Source organism: Parafrankia sp. EAN1pec (assembly GCF_000018005.1).
GTDB classification, from domain to species: domain Bacteria; phylum Actinomycetota; class Actinomycetes; order Frankiales; family Frankiaceae; genus Parafrankia; species Parafrankia soli.
This window is the reverse complement of the sequence record NC_009921.1, coordinates 1,440,481-1,457,944: the sequence shown is the minus strand read 5'-3', so window position 1 is coordinate 1,457,944 and position 17,464 is coordinate 1,440,481. Positions and strand designations below refer to the sequence as shown.

General features: G+C 74.0%; 14 protein-coding genes. 3 read left to right on the top strand and 11 right to left on the bottom strand.

What is annotated here, in order from left to right; genetic code table 11:
- Positions 1 to 19: 19 nt before the first annotated feature.
- Positions 20 to 214 carry a DUF3046 domain-containing protein gene (locus FRANEAN1_RS06000; protein ID WP_041253735.1) on the bottom strand — a complete coding sequence of 65 codons (195 nt, stop codon included), beginning with the start codon at positions 212 to 214 and terminating at the stop codon, positions 20 to 22.
- 213 nt (positions 215 to 427) lie between these two features.
- Between FRANEAN1_RS06000 and FRANEAN1_RS05995 the strand changes: the two genes are divergently transcribed.
- Both FRANEAN1_RS05995 and FRANEAN1_RS05990 read left to right on the top strand, forming a co-directional pair.
- A complete protein-coding gene (locus tag FRANEAN1_RS05995; protein ID WP_041253734.1) occupies positions 428 to 5,245 on the top strand; it encodes an ATP-dependent helicase in 4,818 nt (1,605 codons plus the stop codon).
- Positions 5,242 to 6,630: an MFS transporter gene (locus FRANEAN1_RS05990; protein ID WP_020458845.1), complete on the top strand. Its 1,389-nt coding sequence runs from the start codon at positions 5,242 to 5,244 to the stop codon at positions 6,628 to 6,630. Before FRANEAN1_RS05995 ends, FRANEAN1_RS05990 begins: the two co-directional genes overlap by 4 nt.
- A 139-nt stretch (positions 6,631 to 6,769) precedes the next feature.
- On the opposite strand, the gene FRANEAN1_RS05985 is transcribed toward FRANEAN1_RS05990, so the two are convergent.
- The gene (locus FRANEAN1_RS05985) at positions 6,770 to 7,969 is read right to left on the bottom strand and encodes an RNA-guided endonuclease TnpB family protein (protein WP_020458844.1); all 1,200 of its coding nucleotides are present in this window, start codon (positions 7,967 to 7,969) and stop codon (positions 6,770 to 6,772) included.
- Positions 7,966 to 8,388 carry an IS200/IS605 family transposase gene (gene tnpA, locus FRANEAN1_RS05980; RefSeq protein ID WP_041255556.1) on the bottom strand — a complete coding sequence of 141 codons (423 nt, stop codon included), beginning with the start codon at positions 8,386 to 8,388 and terminating at the stop codon, positions 7,966 to 7,968. Before tnpA ends, FRANEAN1_RS05985 begins: the two co-directional genes overlap by 4 nt.
- Before the next feature lie 103 nt (positions 8,389 to 8,491).
- On the opposite strand from tnpA, the gene FRANEAN1_RS05975 reads away from it, so the two are divergent.
- Positions 8,492 to 9,379 (top strand): formamidopyrimidine-DNA glycosylase, encoded by an 888-nt coding sequence (locus tag FRANEAN1_RS05975; protein ID WP_020458842.1) that lies wholly within the window; start codon positions 8,492 to 8,494, stop codon positions 9,377 to 9,379.
- Here FRANEAN1_RS05975 and FRANEAN1_RS05970 read toward each other — a convergent pair.
- The 8 genes from FRANEAN1_RS05970 to FRANEAN1_RS05935 form a co-directional block, all read right to left on the bottom strand.
- The gene (locus FRANEAN1_RS05970; RefSeq protein WP_020458841.1) at positions 9,336 to 9,908 is read right to left on the bottom strand and encodes a sigma-70 family RNA polymerase sigma factor; all 573 of its coding nucleotides are present in this window, start codon (positions 9,906 to 9,908) and stop codon (positions 9,336 to 9,338) included. The genes FRANEAN1_RS05975 and FRANEAN1_RS05970 overlap by 44 nt on opposite strands.
- 410 nt (positions 9,909 to 10,318) lie before the next feature.
- On the bottom strand, positions 10,319 to 11,050 hold the full coding sequence (locus FRANEAN1_RS05965; RefSeq protein ID WP_041253733.1) for a hypothetical protein: 732 nt from the start codon (positions 11,048 to 11,050) through the stop codon (positions 10,319 to 10,321).
- Positions 11,051 to 11,376: 326 nt separating this feature from the next.
- The gene (locus FRANEAN1_RS05960; RefSeq protein ID WP_020458839.1) at positions 11,377 to 12,300 is read right to left on the bottom strand and encodes a PspA/IM30 family protein; all 924 of its coding nucleotides are present in this window, start codon (positions 12,298 to 12,300) and stop codon (positions 11,377 to 11,379) included.
- A gap of 242 nt (positions 12,301 to 12,542) precedes the next feature.
- On the bottom strand, positions 12,543 to 13,010 hold the full coding sequence (locus FRANEAN1_RS05955) for a DNA starvation/stationary phase protection protein (protein WP_020458838.1): 468 nt from the start codon (positions 13,008 to 13,010) through the stop codon (positions 12,543 to 12,545).
- 145 nt (positions 13,011 to 13,155) lie between these two features.
- Positions 13,156 to 13,476 (bottom strand): helix-turn-helix transcriptional regulator, encoded by a 321-nt coding sequence (locus FRANEAN1_RS05950; RefSeq protein ID WP_018504616.1) that lies wholly within the window; start codon positions 13,474 to 13,476, stop codon positions 13,156 to 13,158.
- A gap of 171 nt (positions 13,477 to 13,647) precedes the next feature.
- Positions 13,648 to 14,964, bottom strand: a complete 1,317-nt coding sequence (locus FRANEAN1_RS05945) for a competence/damage-inducible protein A (RefSeq protein WP_020458837.1) — start codon at positions 14,962 to 14,964, stop codon at positions 13,648 to 13,650.
- Complete coding sequence (locus FRANEAN1_RS05940; RefSeq protein WP_020458836.1) at positions 14,954 to 15,658, bottom strand: CDP-alcohol phosphatidyltransferase family protein; 705 nt, start codon at positions 15,656 to 15,658, stop codon at positions 14,954 to 14,956. Before FRANEAN1_RS05940 ends, FRANEAN1_RS05945 begins: the two co-directional genes overlap by 11 nt.
- Positions 15,655 to 17,442, bottom strand: coding sequence for a radical SAM protein (locus tag FRANEAN1_RS05935; protein ID WP_020458835.1), 1,788 nt, complete (start codon positions 17,440 to 17,442; stop codon positions 15,655 to 15,657). Before FRANEAN1_RS05935 ends, FRANEAN1_RS05940 begins: the two co-directional genes overlap by 4 nt.
- Positions 17,443 to 17,464 lie beyond the last annotated feature (22 nt).

The window sequence follows — 17,464 nt, the reverse complement described above, 5'->3', positions numbered from 1 at the left end:
GGCGGCGCGGGCCGCCGCGTCAGCGATCGCGGGCCGGCACGTTGAACTCGTCGCAGACGGCGCGCCACACCTGCTTGAGGTCGTCGCCCCGGCCCAGCGCCCGCTCGACGGTCGTCCCGCCCAGCCCGGAGATCACATGGTCGCGTGCCAGTGAGTCCGCGTACGCCGCGCCGAACTGTTTGTTCATGTTCGCCCAGAACTCGGTCAGTCGCACGGGACCAGTGTGCACGGGCCTCCCCCCGGCCTCCCGGCGCGGGACGCACCGGTGCCGGTCACGGCCACCAGGCGCCGGGCGCCCCACGACGCGCCGCCACCGTGATGCCGGGCGCAGGCACCGTCACGCCGGGCGCGCGACATCCCACGGGAACCGCGGAGCGGGCAAGTTCTGTCGGTGGGCCGAGTTGTGTCGGTGGTAGGACGCAGACTGGTGCACGTGACCGCATCGGACCCACTCGCCGCCTTCTCGGCACCGACCAGGGAATGGTTCGCGTCCTCCTTCGCGGCGCCGACTCCGGCCCAGGCCGGCGCGTGGGCAGCCGTCGCCGGTGGGGAAAGCGCCCTGGTCGTCGCTCCGACCGGGTCGGGCAAGACACTCGCCGCCTTCCTCTGGTCGCTGGACTCGTTGGCCCGCTCGGCGCCGCCGGCCGATCCGGCCCGCCGCTGCCGGGTGCTCTACGTCAGCCCACTCAAGGCGCTGGCGGTCGACGTGGAGCGCAACCTGCGCGCGCCGCTCACCGGCATCCGGGCCGCCGCCACCCGGCTCGGCCTGCCCGTGCCGGACGTGTCCGTGGGTGTCCGCTCCGGTGACACCCCGGCGGCCGAGCGCCGGGCGTTCGGCCGCACCCCACCGGACATTTTAATCACCACGCCGGAGTCGCTGTTCCTGATCCTCACCAGCGCCACGCGGGAGGCGCTGCGCGGCGTGGAGACGGTGATCGTGGACGAGGTGCACGCGGTGGCGGGCACCAAGCGCGGCGCCCACCTCGCGCTCAGCCTCGAGCGCCTCGACGACCTGTTGGACGTCCCCGCCCAGCGGGTCGGCCTGTCCGCGACGGTGCGCCCGGTCGACGAGGTGGCCCGGTTCCTCGGCGGGCCGCGGCCGGTCACCGTGGTGCGCCCGCCGGCGGCGAAGACCCTCCATATAGACGTCGTGGTCCCGGTCGAGGACATGGCGAACCTCGGCGAGGTGGCCGGCGCGGTCCCGGAGGGCTCCGCCGCCGGGGCGGCGCCGCGGGCGTCGATCTGGCCCGCGGTCGAGGAGAAGGTGCTCGACCTGATCCTCGGCCACTCCTCGACGATCGTGTTCGCGAACTCCCGACGGCTGGCGGAGCGGCTGTGCGCGCGGCTGAACGAGTTGTACGCCGACCGTCTCGCCACGGCGGACGCCACGGGCGACCCCGATGGTCAGGAGACCGGCGGCTGGGAGTCCGGCGGGTGGGAGAGCGGCGAGCGCGCCGGCCCCGCGGGCTCCCGCGCCCCCGCGGAGATCATGGGGGCCGCCGGTTCGGCCGTGTCGCCGGCCGAGGTCGAGGTGGCGCGGGCGCACCACGGCAGCGTCAGCCGTGAGCAGCGCATGCTGATCGAGGAGGACCTCAAGGCCGGGCGGCTGCCCGCGGTGGTCGCCACGTCCAGCCTCGAGCTGGGTATCGACATGGGCGCGGTCGATCTGGTCGTGCAGATCGAGTCGCCGCCCAGCGTGGCGGCCGGCATGCAGCGGATCGGCCGGGCCGGCCACCAGGTCGGCGCGGCCAGCCGGGGGGTGGTGCTGCCCAAGCACCGCTCCGACCTGCTGGAGTGCGCGGTCGTGGCCGAGCGGATGAGCGACGGGCGCATCGAGGCCGTGCGCTACCCGCGCAACCCGCTCGACGTGCTGGCCCAGCAGATCGTCGCGATGGTGGCGGTCGAGGACCGCGAGGTGGACGAGCTGGGCGCGCTGGTCCGCCGCGCGGCGCCGTTCGCCACCCTGCCCGCCTCCGCCTACGAGGCCGTGCTGGACATGCTGGCCGGGCGCTATCCGTCCGACGACTTCGCCGAGCTGCGCCCGCGCATCACCTGGGACCGGGCGACCGGGGTCCTCGCGGGCCGGCCGGGCGCCCAGCGGCTCGCCGTGACCAGCGGCGGGACGATCCCCGACCGCGGCATGTTCGGGGTCTTCCTCGTCGGTGAGAAGGCCAGCCGCGTCGGCGAGCTCGACGAGGAGATGGTCTACGAGTCCCGGGTCGGCGACGTCGTCCTGCTCGGCTCGTCGAGCTGGCGGATCGAGGAGATCACCCCGGACCGGGTGCTGGTGACCCCGGCGCCGGGCAGGCCCGGCCGGCTGCCGTTCTGGCACGGTGACGCACCGGGCCGGCCTGCCGAGCTCGGCCGCGCGCTCGGCGCGTTCCTGCGGGAGCTGTCCGCGGCGAGCCCGCGGGACGCCGCCGACCGGGTGCGGGCCGCCGGGCTGGACACCTGGGCGACCGCGAACCTGCTGACCTACCTGGACGAACAGCGCGCCGCCGCCGGGCATCTCTCCGACGACCGTCGCATCGTCGTGGAGCGGTTCCGCGACGAGCTGGGCGACTGGCGCCTGGCCGTCCACTCGCCGTTCGGCGCGCCGGTGAACGCGCCCTGGGCGCTGGCGATCGGCGCCCGGCTGCGGGAGCGCTACGGCGCGGAGGTCCAGATCATGCACACCGACGACGGCATCGTCGCCCGCGTGCCCGACGCCGCCGAGCCCCCCGAGGCCGAGCTGGTCGTCTTCGAGCCCGAAGAGACCGAGGCGCTCGTCCGTGCCGAGGTGGGCGGCAGCGCCCTGTTCGCGAGCCGGTTCCGTGAGTGCGCGAGCCGCTCGCTGCTGCTGCCCCGCCGTACTCCCGGGCGGCGCACGCCGCTGTGGCAGCAGCGCCAGCGCAGCGCGCACCTGCTGTCGGTCGCCTCGACCTTCGGTGACTTCCCGGTCGTGCTCGAGACGATGCGCGAATGCCTGCAGGACGTCTACGACGTCCCGGCCCTGGTGGGCCTGATGCGCGACATCGGCGCCCGCTCGCTGCGGGTGGTCGAGGTCGAGACGCCGTCCCCGTCCCCGTTCGCCTCGTCGCTGCTGTTCGGCTATGTCGCCGCGTTCATGTACGACGGCGACGCGCCGCTGGCCGAACGGCGCGCCCAGGTCCTCTCCCTGGACAGCTCGCTCCTCGCCGAGCTGCTCGGTGAGGCCGAGCTGCGCGAGCTCATCGATCCCGGGGCGCTGGAGCGGATCACCGCCGAGCTCCAGCGGCTGGTACCCGACCGGCACGCCCACGGCGTCGAGTCCACCGCCGACCTGCTGCGCGCCCTCGGTGACCTGACGGACGAGGAGGCCGGGGCGCGGGGGGTGGCGCCGTCCTGGCTGGCGGCGCTGGCGGACGCCGGGCGGGTGATCCGGGTGCGGATCGGCGGCGAGGCGCGCTGGGCGCCGGTCGAGGACGCCGGCCGCCTGCGCGACGCGCTCGGTGTTCCGCTGCCGATGGGAGTGCCGGCGGCGTTCACCGAGCCGGTCCGCGATCCGCTCGGCGACCTGGTCTCCCGCTACGCCCGCACCCACGGCCCGTTCGAGCCGGCCGCCGTCGCCGCCCGTTTCGGGCTCGGGGTGGCGGTGGTCGTCGGGGCCCTCGAGCGGCTCACCGCGGCCGGGCGGCTGGTACGCGGCGAACTCCACCCCGACCGCGCGGGCGAGCAGTGGTGCGACGCGGGGGTGCTGCGCGCGCTGCGCCGCCGCAGCCTGGCTGCGCTACGCAAGGAGGTGGAGGCCGTCCCCACCCGGGCGATGGGCGCGTTCCTGCCCGCCTGGCAGTCGGTGACGACAGGCCGCGGGCACGGTGTGGACGCAGTGCTGCGCGCCGTGGAGCAGCTCCAGGGCGCACCGGTGCCGGCGAGCGCGCTGGAGCAGCTCGTCCTGCCCGCCCGGGTCAGCGACTACTCATCGGCGATGCTGGACGAGCTGTGCGCGACCGGCGAGGTGCTGTGGGCCGGGGCCGGCGGCCTGCCCGGCAACGACGGTTGGGTCACCCTCGTGCTGGCCGACTCCGCCGGGGAGCTGCTGCCCCCACCCGACCTGGACGCCGCCGGCGGCGACCTGCACCGCGCGATCCTCGACGCCCTCGCCGGCGACCAGGCGCTGTTCTTCCGGACCCTCTCCGACCGGGTCGGCGCGCTCGACGACACGGCCCTGGCGGACGCGCTGTGGGATCTGGTGTGGGCCGGTCTGGTCACCAACGACACCCTTGCCGCCCTGCGCGTCCAGCTCGGCGCCGGGCGTCCGGCGCATCCCGCGCATCCGGTGCCGCCGCGCCGGCGCTCGGCGCGCGGCCGGCCGGCGCGGTTCGGCCGGCCGACCATGCCGCGCCGGGCCGGCCCGCCCACCGTCGGCGGCCGGTGGTCGCTGCTGCCGGAGCGGGAACCCGACCCGACCCGACGGGCGCACGCGCTGGCCGAGTCCCTCCTGGACCGGCACGGCATCGTCACCCGCGGCGCGGTCACCGCCGAGCGCACGCCAGGCGGATTCGCGGCGGTGTACCGGGTGCTGTCGGCGTTCGAGGACGCCGGGCGGTGCCGCCGCGGCTACTTCGTCGAGTCGCTGGGGGCCGCGCAGTTCGCCGTCCCCGGCGCGGTCGACCGGCTCCGCGCGATCGCCGGGGCGCAGCGCGACGCCGCCGACCAGCCCGCCTGGTCCGCCCCTGATCTGGTCGCCTCCGGTCTCGGCGCCCAGAGCCTGGGCACCCCGGGTCTGGGGTCGGGCCATGCCGCGGCGGCGCGACTGGGCGGGGCCGCGGTGGCGGAGCGGTTCCCGGCCGCCGGGTCCGGGGGTCCGCCAGGCTACGGCGCCCGCCGCGGGGACACCAGCGCCGCAGCGGCGGTCGTGCTCGCGGCCAGTGACCCGGCGAATCCCTACGGTGCCGCGCTGCCGTGGCCCAAGCGCCCGGCGGCCGACGGCGAGGGCTCGGGCCACCGTCCGGGGCGCAAGGCCGGCGCGCTGGTCGTGCTGGTCGACGGCGAGCTCGTCCTCTACGTCGAACGAGGCGGCCGCACCCTGCTGTCGTGGTCGGACGCACCGGGCCTGCTCGGCCCGGCGGTGGGTGCCCTGGCCGGGGCGGTCCGCACCGGGTCCCTCGGCCGGTTGGCCGTGGAGAAGGCCGACGGCGCCGCGGTGGTCGGCAGCGGGCTCGGAGCGGCCCTGGAGCGGGCGGGGTTCCACCCGACCCCCCGCGGCCTGCGGCTACGAGGGTGACCACGGCGCGAGAGGAGCCCGGCCGCGTACCCACCCCGTGGGACCCGAGCCTGCGCGGCCTGACGATCGGCCTCGTCAGCACCGTCACGCTGATCGCCTTCGAGGCGATGGCGGTCGTCACCGTGCTGCCGGAGGTCGCCGCCGACCTGTCCGGACTGTCCCTGTACGGCTGGACGACCAGCGGGTTCTTCCTCGGCCTGCTCGTCGGGGTGGTGATCGCCGGGGCGGAGACGGACCGCGTCGGCGCGGTGCGCCCGTTCACCGTCGGGCTGTCGCTGTTCGCCGCCGGCTTAGCCGTGGCCGCCCTCGCGCCGACCATGGAGATCCTGGTGGCCGGCCGCATCCTGCAGGGCCTCGGCGGCGGCGCGGTACCCGCCGTGCTGTACGCGACGATCGGGCGCGCCTACCCGGAGTCGCAGCGGCCCAGGATGTTCGCGGTGACGTCCACCGCCTGGGTGGTGCCCGGGCTGGTCGGACCGGTGACCTCGGCGCTCGTCGCCGAGCACGCCGGCTGGCGGTGGGTCTTCGGCGGGCTGCTCCCGCTGGTGCTGGTGGCCGGGGCGCTCACGGTCCGCGCGCTGGGCGGGCTGGGGCCGCCGCCGACCGCGCCCACCGGCGGGGCGGCGCGGCGTTTCGTCGCCGCGATCAGGGTGAGCGTCGGTGCCGGCCTCATCCTCGTCGGGCTGACGAGCCGGTCGCCGCTGGGGATCGCGCCGGTTCTCGCCGGGGGGCTGCTCGCCTACCAGCCGCTGCGCGTCCTGCTCCCGGAGGGAACGCTGCGTGCACGTCCCGGCATCGCGGCGGCGGTGGCCGCCCGCGGGCTGCTGACCTTCGCCTTCTTCGGCGCCGACACCTTCGTCCCGCTGGCCGTCACGGCGGCGCGCGGGCAGTCCACGACGGTCGCCGGCACCGCGGTCACCGTCGCGACCGTGACCTGGACAACAGGCTCCTGGACGCAGGCGCGGCTGGCCGGGCGCTACCCGGGGCGGGAGCTGATCCGCTCCGGCCTGCTCCTGGTGGCGGCCGGCACGGCGGGCTTCGCCCTGGTCCTGATGGACGGCGTCCCGCTGGCGGTGCCGATCGCCTGCTGGGGGCTCGCCGGGCTCGGGATGGGCCTGGCGTATTCGCCGGTGGTGAGTCTGGTCCTCGCCGAGACGCCGCCGGAGCGGCACGGCACGGCGTCCAGCTCGGTGACCCTCTCGGACAACCTCGGAACGGCGTTCGGGACAGGTCTTGGCGGAGTGGCCGTCGCTGCCAGCGAAGCCTCCGCCGGGACGCCCTCAGCCGGGCTGGGTGTGGTCTTCGCCCTGACTGCGGTCGTCGCCGTGCTGGGCGCCACCGTCATCCGCCGGGCCCCGTCCAGGACGTTCCCCACTGTGTCCTGACGATCTGTGTCCTGACGATCCGCGTCCGGACTGACCGTGCTCTGACTGCACCCGTGCACGGACGGACCGCGTCCTGGCAGGTCGACAGGGCCAGGTCGTGGGCACCGTGACTCCTCCGACGGCTGAAGCCGTCGGCTTCTCAGGCCGCTTCCGCGCCCTGACGGGCCAGCCCGACCCGAAGAATGTTGATCGCCGCGTTCACGTCGGCGTGCGCGGCATGCCCGCACGCGACACAGACGAACGCGGCCTGTGTCCTGCGGTTGTCGGCGTGGCAGTGCCCGCAGACCGCACACGTGCGGGAGGTGTTGGCGGGGTTCACCTCGACGACCACCCGTCCGGCACTTTCAGCCTTGGCACGCAGCACGGCGAGGAACACCCCCCACCCCGCGTCGAGAACGCTCCTGTTCAATCCGGACTTCGCCGCCTGCCCGTTCGCCAGGAAAGCTCCGGGCCGGTCGGGGTCGGGTCTCGGCACGGCCCGGCGGGTCATGTTCACGATCCGCAGTGCCTCCACGGCGATCAGATCGTGGTCGCGGACCAGGTCGCGTGCGACCGTGTGGGCGAGGTCGAGCCGCTGCCGGCGAACCCTGCGGTGCAGGGCGGCGACCTTCGCGACGGTCTTCCGGCGCCGGGTCGACCCCCGCTTCTTACGGGCCAGTTCCCGTTGCGCACGCGCGAGCCGACCGGCCGCCGCGGCAAGAAAACGCGGGTTACCGACCTGACGGCCATCCGAGAGGGTCACCAGCGACGCCACACCCATATCCACCCCCACCACCACCCCGGTGGCCGGCAGCGGCCGCGCGGGCACGTCGTCGCAGGAGAGGACCACATACCAGCGGCGGCCTTCCCGCCTCACCGAGACCGTCTTGACCGTGCCCGCCACCGGCCGGTGCTGGTGAACCTTGACGTGACCGACACCTTGAAGCCGGACCCGGGTCCGGGTGGGATGCTCAGGCTGGGAGTTCCAGCGGCAGCCGTCCCCGTCCCTCGGCCACTCGACCGTGTCGAACCGGCCCGCGCCTCTGAACCGCGGGTAGCCAGGGGTCTCGCCTGCTTTGACGCGGCGGAAGAAGCCGGCGAACGCCTTGTCGAGGCGACGCAGGGTGGCCTGCTGGGAGGAGAACGACCAGCGGCCCTGATCCGGGTCGCAGGCGCGGATCTCCTTGAGCTGGGCGGACTGGTCGCCGTAGCGAACCGTCGCCTTCGACGGATGCCGGTAGGCGTCGCGTCGTTCCTGCAACGCGGCGTTGTAGAGCGCCCGATGATCATCGATCATCGCCGTCAGCGCGGTGGCCTGCCGCGCCGTCGGGCGGAGCAGGAACTTGAACGCCCGCCTCACCGGGCCCGCTCCACACGCCACGGCCACTCGTCCTGGGTGTCGACGTACCGGCGGACAGTCTCAGCGGACACCACGCCGACGGTGGCGGCGAAGTACGACCGCGACCACATGGCCGGCAACCGGGAACACAGATGCCCGAACTCCACGCGCAGCACCCGGGACGTCAACCCCTTGAGCGGGTTGGCGACAGACGACGGGGAGTGCTTCGGGTGAGCCTTGACGAACAGGTGCACATGGTCGGGCATGACCTCCCACGCAACGACCATCCACTTATGCCCGGCGCACTTCCGCCGGACCAGCTCCGCACAGCGGTCACCGACGGGACCAGCGAGCACAGGGCGGCGGAACTTCGGGCACCACACCCTGCGATACCCAAGGTCGTAGACACCACCCGCGCCCACCATCACCCCCCGAACCATGATCCGAACATACCAGCGATGCACACATACGGTTACGTTCCGTGCCCGACTCCCCTGACGTCTGAAGGCGCCAGCCCCCTCGGGAAATCTTGACGGAGGGATCGTGGCACCTCTACCGGCCCGGCTCGCGCTGGTCCGGGGGCCGGTCTGGCAGGTCCGGGTGGTGCTGGTCACCGCGGAGCAGGTGGCCGTCGGCTACCGGCTGCCGGTCGTCGAGATCCTGCCGACCGCGCAGGAGGACCGGGTCGTCGGGCACCTGGGCCCGGACGTCCTCGGCGACGACTGGGACCTCGACCGCGCCGTCGCCAACCTGCGCGCCGAGCCGACCCGGGAGATCGGCTCAGCGCTGCTCGACCAACGGCTGCTGGCCGGTCTGGGCAACATCTGGCGGACGGAGGCGTGCTTCCTCGCCGGAGTGAGCCCGTGGACCCCGGTCGGCGAGGTGAACGATCTTGAAGGACTGGTCCGCCGCGCCCAGGCGATGATCAGAGCCGGGGCACGGGGCGGGCACCAGGTGACGACCGGGTCCGCCCGCCCGGGCGAACAGCATTGGGTGTATGGGCGCGCAGGCAGGCCCTGTCGGCGCTGCGGCACGCTCGTCCGCCGTCAGGAGCAGCGGACGGCCACCCAGAGTTCGCCCGGGCGCGGATCGCCGGCACGCGCCGCCGGGCCCCGTGCTCAGGGGTCCCACGGCCGTGCCCGGCGTGACCACGACCGGCGCGTGGGCGGCCGGCGTGACGGTGGCCGGCTCGCACGCGACGTCGGCGGGTCCGTCGACATCGAGGTTCAGAATGGTGCAGTTCCGGATGGTGCAGTTCCGGATGGTGCGGTCCAGGACGGTGCGGTCCAGGACGGTCGGGTCACCGCGTGGTGCCCGACCTGCCAGCCCGGCCCCGTCCCGGGGGCCGCGGCCGGCCGGTGGGACGTCGGCCCCCGCCGCCGGGACGTCACACCCGGCTGGCCGCCAGCAGGCGGGCACGACCCCGGGTGAACGCGCCTTCGGCGGCCTTCACGCTGATGGACAGGTCGTCGGCGGCCTGTCGCGTGGTCCGGCCGGCGGCGCGGGCCATCATGATCTGCCGCTCGCGGCCGCGCAGGCGACGGGTCTGGTCGAGCAACCAGAGCGCCTCCGCGCGGTCGCAGGTCGAGTCCTCGGGGCCGGGGTCACTGGGCGCCGCGACGCTGCGGGCCATCGCACGGTCCGCGCGCATCCGCGCACGGTGATGATCAACGCACAGCCGGAGCACGGTTGTGGTCAGGAACTGACCGACTCGGTGGCTGTCGAGGTTACGGAACCCCGCCGCGCGCACGAGTGCCTCCTGCGCGCAGTCCTCCGCGTCGGCGGTGCTGGGCAGCCGCCTGCGCGCAATGTGCACCAGTCGTTCGCGGTGCGGCAGGACGAGCGACCACCGGTCACCGCTGAACGGTTGGTCGACGGCAGCGAGAGGTGCCGCCTGAGGTGCCTGCCGGGCCGGCTGCGAGGTCGGGGACTCGTTCTCTTCCCCAATAATTAGCGTCATGGCACTTCCACCTGCCTGGCTGCGTCATGCCATCCGGACGTCCGGGACCGCCGGTCTGGCTATCGCACGGCGGCGATGAAAACGTGGACGACGCTCCCCTCGTCACCCGACGCCACAATCGCCGATCGGACATGTGGGACATTAAGGCAATCGCAGCGTGCGCGCCATAACCCCCGTCACATATTCAAACCCATCTCCCACCCCAAGGTGCTAACCCGGGTGTACACCGGGTCGAATGGGAAGGTAAATCTGCATAGTCACTGTGCACTTAAGCGGATGACCTTTATCTGACCCGGTCGGCGGAAAGTCGCTGCGGGGCAGGCACAACGGCCGGTCGGCACCCGGCCGAATGGCATGCCGACCCCGCCCGGACGTTAACCCGATGTGACACCTAAGAAGATCGTGCCGGTTCAGGTCGGGCGGCCTCGCCCGGTGGTTCCCATCAGTTCGGATAGCCCATCGGCGTAGGCGCGCAGCCGCTCGACGTCCTCGGTGAGCCGGTGCAGCTCGGCCGCGGGCGCCGCGACGGTCCCGACGATCTCGGTCGCGGCGGCCAGCAGGCCGTCCAGCGCGTCGGCGGCGCGGTTCATGCCGTCGAGCAGCTGGGCCGAGGTGGCCAGGATGTTCGCGCGCCGCGCAGGATCCGCCACTGCCCGCGCCGCGGACTCGCAGGCCAGGACCTGCCCGGCACTCACCCGCAGGCCGTCCACCAGCCGAACGGCGCCCGCCACCGCCGTGCGCACCGGGGCCGCGGGCGGGCGGTCCTCCACCGACCGGGCGAGCGCGACGAGCGCGGCCAGCCCCGCCTCCCCCCGGCGCAGCGGACGCGCAGCCGCCGAGCGGCGCAGCGCCACCGCCCCCGGCGCGGGGACGGCCGGCATGGGAAGCGTGTCGTCCCTGTCGCGGAATGCCCGCAGCTCCCGATAGGACAGGCCTGCCCGGACGAGCGCCGCTCCCCCGAAGACGAACCATCCCCATGCGTGGTCGATGAAGGCCGCCGCGGGTGACGCGGCGGCGGCGGCCGTCCAGGCCTGCGTGGAAAAGGTGGCGCGTCGCCGCGCGCGCCGGGCGGCGCGCCCGAAACGGCGCTCCGACCTTTCCAGCGACCGGCGTTCGACGTCAGCCCTGATCCAGTCGGGCAACGCCGGTGTGACCGCCGCGGCGAGTTCCGCGGCGCGGATTCGATAACCCTCGAGCGCGGTCCTGTCGACCGAATCAGCGAAGTGAAAAGAATTTCTTCCTTTACGCTGCCAATGCGACTGGTTCCCGCGCACACTTTGACCGGAATCACCGCTCGTAACCGGAGTCCCGGGAAATACGGATGGTTCCGGGCCGGCCTGCCGGCCCGTCGGCACGGCAGAGCCCGTCGGCACACCGCCTGAGGGGTCCACGGCGGTGGGGTCGGCGCCCGCGTCGGTCATCGACAGCCTCCCGCAGTCACCACGGCCCAACGGTCATCACCACCGGCTCAGGCCGGCGGAGCCTCCTGGGTACCGGACGCGGGCGGTGTGCCGCCGCCCTGCGACGGCGCGGAGTCGCCCGCTGCCTTACCCAACGACAGACGCTCGTCGCCGGTGCCACCCGGCACCCGGCCGGCGGAGATGCCCGGTGTGGGCGGCATGGGCGGCATCGCGGGCCGGCCCGTCTGCCCGGGCGCGCCGGCCCCGTGGCCGCCGGCCATGCTTCCCCGCAGCTCGGCGAGGCGCCCGGCGGCCTGCGCGTCCATGGTCGCGCGCCGCACCTCGAGCATCCTGGCCTCCATGCCCTGCGAGGCGAGCTCCTGGCGGCCGAGCGCCACGGCGTAGCGCTTCTCGACCTTGTCCCGCACCTCCGCCAGCGTCGGCGTGTCACCGGCCGGGGGCAGCGATGACATCCCCTCCATCGCCTTGCTCATCTGCTCGTGCATGGCGGCGTGCTCGATCTGGGTGAGCAGGCGGGTCCGCTCGGCGAGCTGGCGGTGCATGCGGGCGGTGTTGTCCTCGACCGCCACGCGGGCCTGCGCGGCCGACGCCGCGGCCTGTTCGTGGAGGACCTTCAGATCCTCCAGCGCCGCCTCGGAGGCGATCAGCTTGCTGGCGAACGCCTGCGCGGTCTGCTCGTACTGGACCGCCGTGGCCAGATCGCCCGCGGCGCGGGCATTGTCCGCGAGCATCAGGGCGGAGCGGGCCGACTCGGTGAGGTTGGTGACCTCCTCGACCTGGCGGCCCATCTTCATCTCGATCTCGCGCTGGTTCCCCACGACGAGCGCGGCCTGCGAGACGAGCTTCTCGTGCTGTTGGCGTGCCGCCTCGATGGCCTGGTCGATCTGGACCCGCGGATCCGCGCGGTTCTCCAGTTCGATCTCAGCCCGCTTTGACAGGTAGCGGAGGGCCTTGCGGACGACATTCGCCATACCTCGATCGTCCCACGGCGAGGCCGATCTGGTGAGCCGCCAACGGCCTCGTTCCGCGCCCGGGCCGCGCCGAGAGCTGTCCGATTCCCGACGCCGCACCCGATTCGCCCCGACTCCAGCCGGATGATCCGATCACCGCCGCCGGAACCACCCGGGACGGCCCGCCGCCCCGGCCCGCGCGGCGGCACACCGAGGCGACAGTCCGGAGCATGGCCGGGCCCGGGTCGAGGCGGGCCGGGTACCTAGACCATCGCCTGGAACATCCAGTGCTGTTCCTCGAGGTCGCGGACCACATCGATGAACAGGTCCTGGGTCACCGGATCCGGCTGGGCGGTGAGGTCCATCCGGGTACGCATCCTGGTGATCATCCCGGCGAGGACGTCCGTGATCAGCCGGATCGCCTTCTCGTCACCGATGTAGCCGGGCTCGACGCCGTGCAGGTGACTGCTGCGGGCCACGGTGCTGGCCTGGCCGTCGGGGTTCACCCCGATCGCCGCGGCGCGTTCGGCACACATGTCGGTGTAGCGCCGGGCCAGGTCGACCACGGCGTCGAGCTGGCGGTGCACCGTGCGGAAGTTGCGGCCGATCACGTTCCAGTGGAGCTGCTTACCCAACAGCGACAGATCGACCAGGTCGACGACGGCGCCCTGGAGAGCCTCGCCGGTGACCGTGCGCGCCTCGTCTGACAGCGGACTGCGGATGGCGCTCATAATGATCCTCTCTCTGGAGCTCGGGCACGTCCGCGAAAGGCGTGCCCGCAGAGAAGATCCGTACGCCGGCCAGGCTCAGCCTGCGAGGCAGAACCGACCGAACTCAGGCGACCGAACTCAGGCGACCGAGCTCAGACGACCCGGCTCAGGCGGCGCGGTCGACCACCGCCGGGCGGGCCGGCACGACCACGGCGGACGGGCCGCCGACCGGTGTCGGCGCGCTCGCTGCCAGCTCGGCGAGCTCCAGGTCGTCACTGACCTCGCGAAGAAGGTCCGCCAGCCGTACTCCCAACGCGTCGCAGATGGACGCGAGCAGTTCCGAGCTCGCCTCCTTCTGGCCGCGTTCGACCTCCGAGAGGTAGCCGAGCGACACTCTCGCCGCCGACGACACCTCCCGCAGTGTCCGGTGCTGATCCTGTCGGCGGCGGCGCAACGCCTCGCCGATCACGCGTCGGAGCAGGACCATCGAGCCTCCTCCTTCGTCCACGGGCTGTGTTCACCGTATACCCGCCGGGCACCCCTCCGGGGCATCGTTGATAGGACTGTAACGCTGTAAGCACCCCCAAACGGGGATCGGCGCCACCACCCGGCCGATCAGTCGCCGTCCGCCCCACCATCGGGCGGCCGGCGGCGGAGGTCAGTGCGCCCGGGCCTGCTCTGGCAGCCTCGAGCCGCTGGCGCCCGGGCGGCCCTCCAGGGCACGGCGCAGCACGTCCAGGGCCTGCACGACGGCGAACTCGCGGACCCGCGGCCGGTCGCCGGGCAGCCGCAGCGAGCGGGACGTCGAACCGTCCGGACCGGCCAGCCCCACGTGCAGGGTGCCGACCGGCTTGCCCTCCTGCTCCTCCGGGCCGGCGACGCCGGTGGTGGCGAGCCCGTAGGTGGCTCCGAGCAGGTCACGGGCCCCGGCCGCCATCGCCTCGGCCGTCGCGGACGAGACCGCACCCTCGGTCGCGAGGACGTCCCGGTCGACGTTGAGCACGCTCCCCTTCACCTCGGTGGCGTACGAGACGACCCCGCCGCGGAACACGGAGCTGGCGCCGGGGACGTCCGTCAGCCGGCCCGCCAGCAGCCCGCCGGTGAGCGACTCCGCGACGGCGAGCGTCGCTCCCTCGGCCCGCAGCAGCTCCAGTACGACGCCCTCCAGCGACTCGTCGTCCCCGCCGTAGACGCCGGCGCCGAGCGCCGCGCGCGCCGCCTGCTCGACCGGGGCGATCAGCGTCTCCGCGGCCGCCCGGTCGGCGGCCCGGGCGGTGATCCGCACCCGGGTCTGGCCGCCGCTGGCGAGGAACGCGATGCGCGGGTTCCCGATCGGCTCGAGCCGCGCGACCTCGTCCGCGAGCGCCTCGGCGACCATCGACTCCCACATGCCCGCCGTGCGCAGCACCCGGTGCACGACCACCGCGGGCTGACCGGCCCGGCGCAGGATGTCCGGCAGCACGCTGCGGGTGAACATGTCGTGCATCTCGAACGGGACGCCGGGCATGGCGTAGACGACACCGGAGCCGATCTCCATGCGGACGCCGGGTGCGGTGCCCGGGCCGTTGGGCAGGGGCTGCGCGCCGACGGGCAGGTCGGCCTGCCGGAAGTTCATCTCGGGGACCCCACGGCCCCCCGTGCCCGAGCGCGATCGCCCCAGCTCCTCGAAGCGGCGGCGCAGGGTGGCCTCCTCCACCTCGTCCCGGCGCAGGCCCACGCCGGCGGCCAGAGCGATCCCCTCGCGGGTCAGGTCGTCCTGGGTCGGGCCGAGCCCGCCCGTCATGATCACGGCGTCGGCGCGTCCCAGCGCGACACCGATCGCGGTCGCGATGTCCGAGATCAGGTCACCGACCACGGTGGACGTCGCCACCTCGACCCCGACGTCGGCGAGCTGGCGTCCCAGCCAGGCCGCGTTGCCGTTCACGATGTCCCCGTAGAGGAGCTCGTCCCCCACCGCCAGCAGCTCAGCGCGCATCGATCTCTCCTCTTCCGGGCCCGGTCACGGCCTCCTGGTCCTCACCCATAGCCGGCCCGCCCAGGTTTGGCACGTCGGGGGTCGGCACGGCGGGAGCGCCGCCCGGCCGGGCCGCCGCGGTGGCCCGGCGGCGCAGCGCCAGTGCCCGGTAGACGTAGTCCGCCCCGGTCACCGCGGCGACGACGACACCGCAGGCGAGGATCACCGCCCGTCCCGTGGCCGCCACGCCCTCCAGCGGCAGGACGTAGAGCCCGAGCGAGATGTTGAGGAGCAGCGTCTTCGCCTTACCACCCCGGCTGGCCGCGATCACCCCGTACCGGATGACCCACAGCCGCAGCAGCGTCACGCCGATCTCGCGGACGGCGACCACGACGGTGACCGCCCAGGGCAGTTCACTGAGGATCGACAGCGAGACCAGCGCGGCACCGGTAAGCGCCTTGTCCGCGATGGGATCCACCAGAATCCCGAAGTCGGTGACGAGGCCGCGGCGGCGGGCGATCGAGCCGTCGATCTGGTCGGTGATCGCGGCGACGGCGTAGGCGCCGAACGCCGCGTAGCGCCAGCCGTCGGTGTCCGGGCCGGCGAACAGGAAGGCCACAAAGACCGGCACCAGGGCCAGCCGGATGATCGTCAGGATGTTCGCGATGTTGAGGACCGGCGGCTTCGGCGCCACCAGGTCGCCGGTGCCGGTCACGCCACGCCCGAAGGGTGGCCCACCGCGTCCATCGGGCCGACCCCGTCCGGGATCGGCGGCAGCACGGAACCCGCCCCGGCCGAACCGACCGACCCGGCACCGACCGACCCGGCACCGGCTGACCCAGCGCTGGCCAGCCCGGCGCCGGCACGGTCGAGCACGCCGGTGAACTCCGCGATCAGGTCGACGCCCTCGGCCGCCACGACCCGGGCCTCGACGAGGTCCCCGACGGACACCCCGCCCGGTGGCCCGCCCGCGGGCAGGCGGACCGTGCAGGAGCCGTCGGCGTCGGCCTGCTGGTGCCCGGCGCAGCCGTACCCGAGACCGCCGGCCACCTCCTCGACGAGCACCTCGACGGTCGTGCCGATGCGGCGCTCGGCGCGGGCTGCGGTGAGCTGCTCGACGAGGTCGGTGACCTCGGCCCGCCGGCTCTCGATCTCCTCGGGGTCGACGTGGCCCGCCATCCCGGCGGCCTCCGTCCCCTCCTCGTCGGAGTAGCCGAACACCCCGACAGCGTCGAGGTCGGCGCGCTCGAGAAAATTCACCAGGATGTCGACGTCCTCGTCGGTCTCACCGGGGAAGCCGACGATCACGTTCGAGCGGGCGCCCAGGTCGGGGAGCAGCGCGCGGGCCCGCCGCAGCAGGTCCAGGAAGTCGGTCGAGCCGCCGAACCGGCGCATCCGCCGCAGCACCGCCGGGCTGGCGTGCTGGAACGACAGGTCAAGGTAGGGCGCCAGGCCCGGCGTCGTCAGCAGCACCTCGAGCAGGGACGGCCGCAGCTCGGCCGGCTGGAGATACACAGTGCGGACACGGACAATCCCCGGAACGGCGGCCAGCAGGGGCAGCAGCTTCTCGAGCGCCCGCAGATCGCCGAGATCCTTGCCGTAGGACGTCGAGTTCTCGCTGACCAGGACAAGCTCGCGGGCGCCCTGCCCAGCCAGCCACTCGGCCTCGGCCAGTACCTCCTCCGGCCGGCGGGACACGTGCGAGCCACGGAAGGACGGGATGGCGCAAAAGGCGCAACGGCGGTCGCAACCGCTCGACAGCTTCAGCGGCACGACCGGGCTGGAGGTGAGCCGCCGCCGGCCGGTACCGGCCGCGCCCTCCCCCGCCGGCTCCGCCAGGCCGGCCAGGTCCGCCAGATCCGTTGCCGGGCGGCTGTTCGCCGCCGGTCGGCCGTCCGGCGACGGAAGGACACGTCCACCACCGGGGAGCTGGATGTGACCAGGGATGTGCGGCGAGTGCGCCGCGCGGGAGGCGTCGCCCCGCTCCACCGGAGAGATCGGCAGCAGCGTGCGCCGGTCACGCGGGGTGTGCGAGGCCGGCGCCGAGCCGGCGAGCGCCGCGTCGAGGTGCGCCGAGATCCGCGGATATGCGTCGAAGCCGAGGACGGCGTCCGCCTCGGGCAGCGTGTCGGCGAGCTCCCGGCCGTACCGCTCGGCCATGCAGCCCACGGCCACGACCGCGCGCGGCCCGCCCGACGCGGTCGCCCGCCCGGTGGTCGCGCCGCCGCCCGGCCCGTCATCGCCGGACTCACCGTCACCGGGCCCGTTGCCGCCGGGCCCGCGCAGTGCGTCGGCGGCGAGCAGGGCGTCGATCGAGTCCTTCTTCGCCGCCTCGACGAAACCGCAGGTGTTGACCAGGACGGCGTCCGCGTCGGCGGCGTCGTCGACCAGGTCCCAGCCGTCGGCGGCGAGGCGGGCGGCAAGCTCCTCGGAATCCACCTCGTTACGGGAACACCCGAGCGTGACGAGAGCTACCCGGCGTGCAGGACGAGGAGACACGGACTCAGGCTACCGGGGCGCC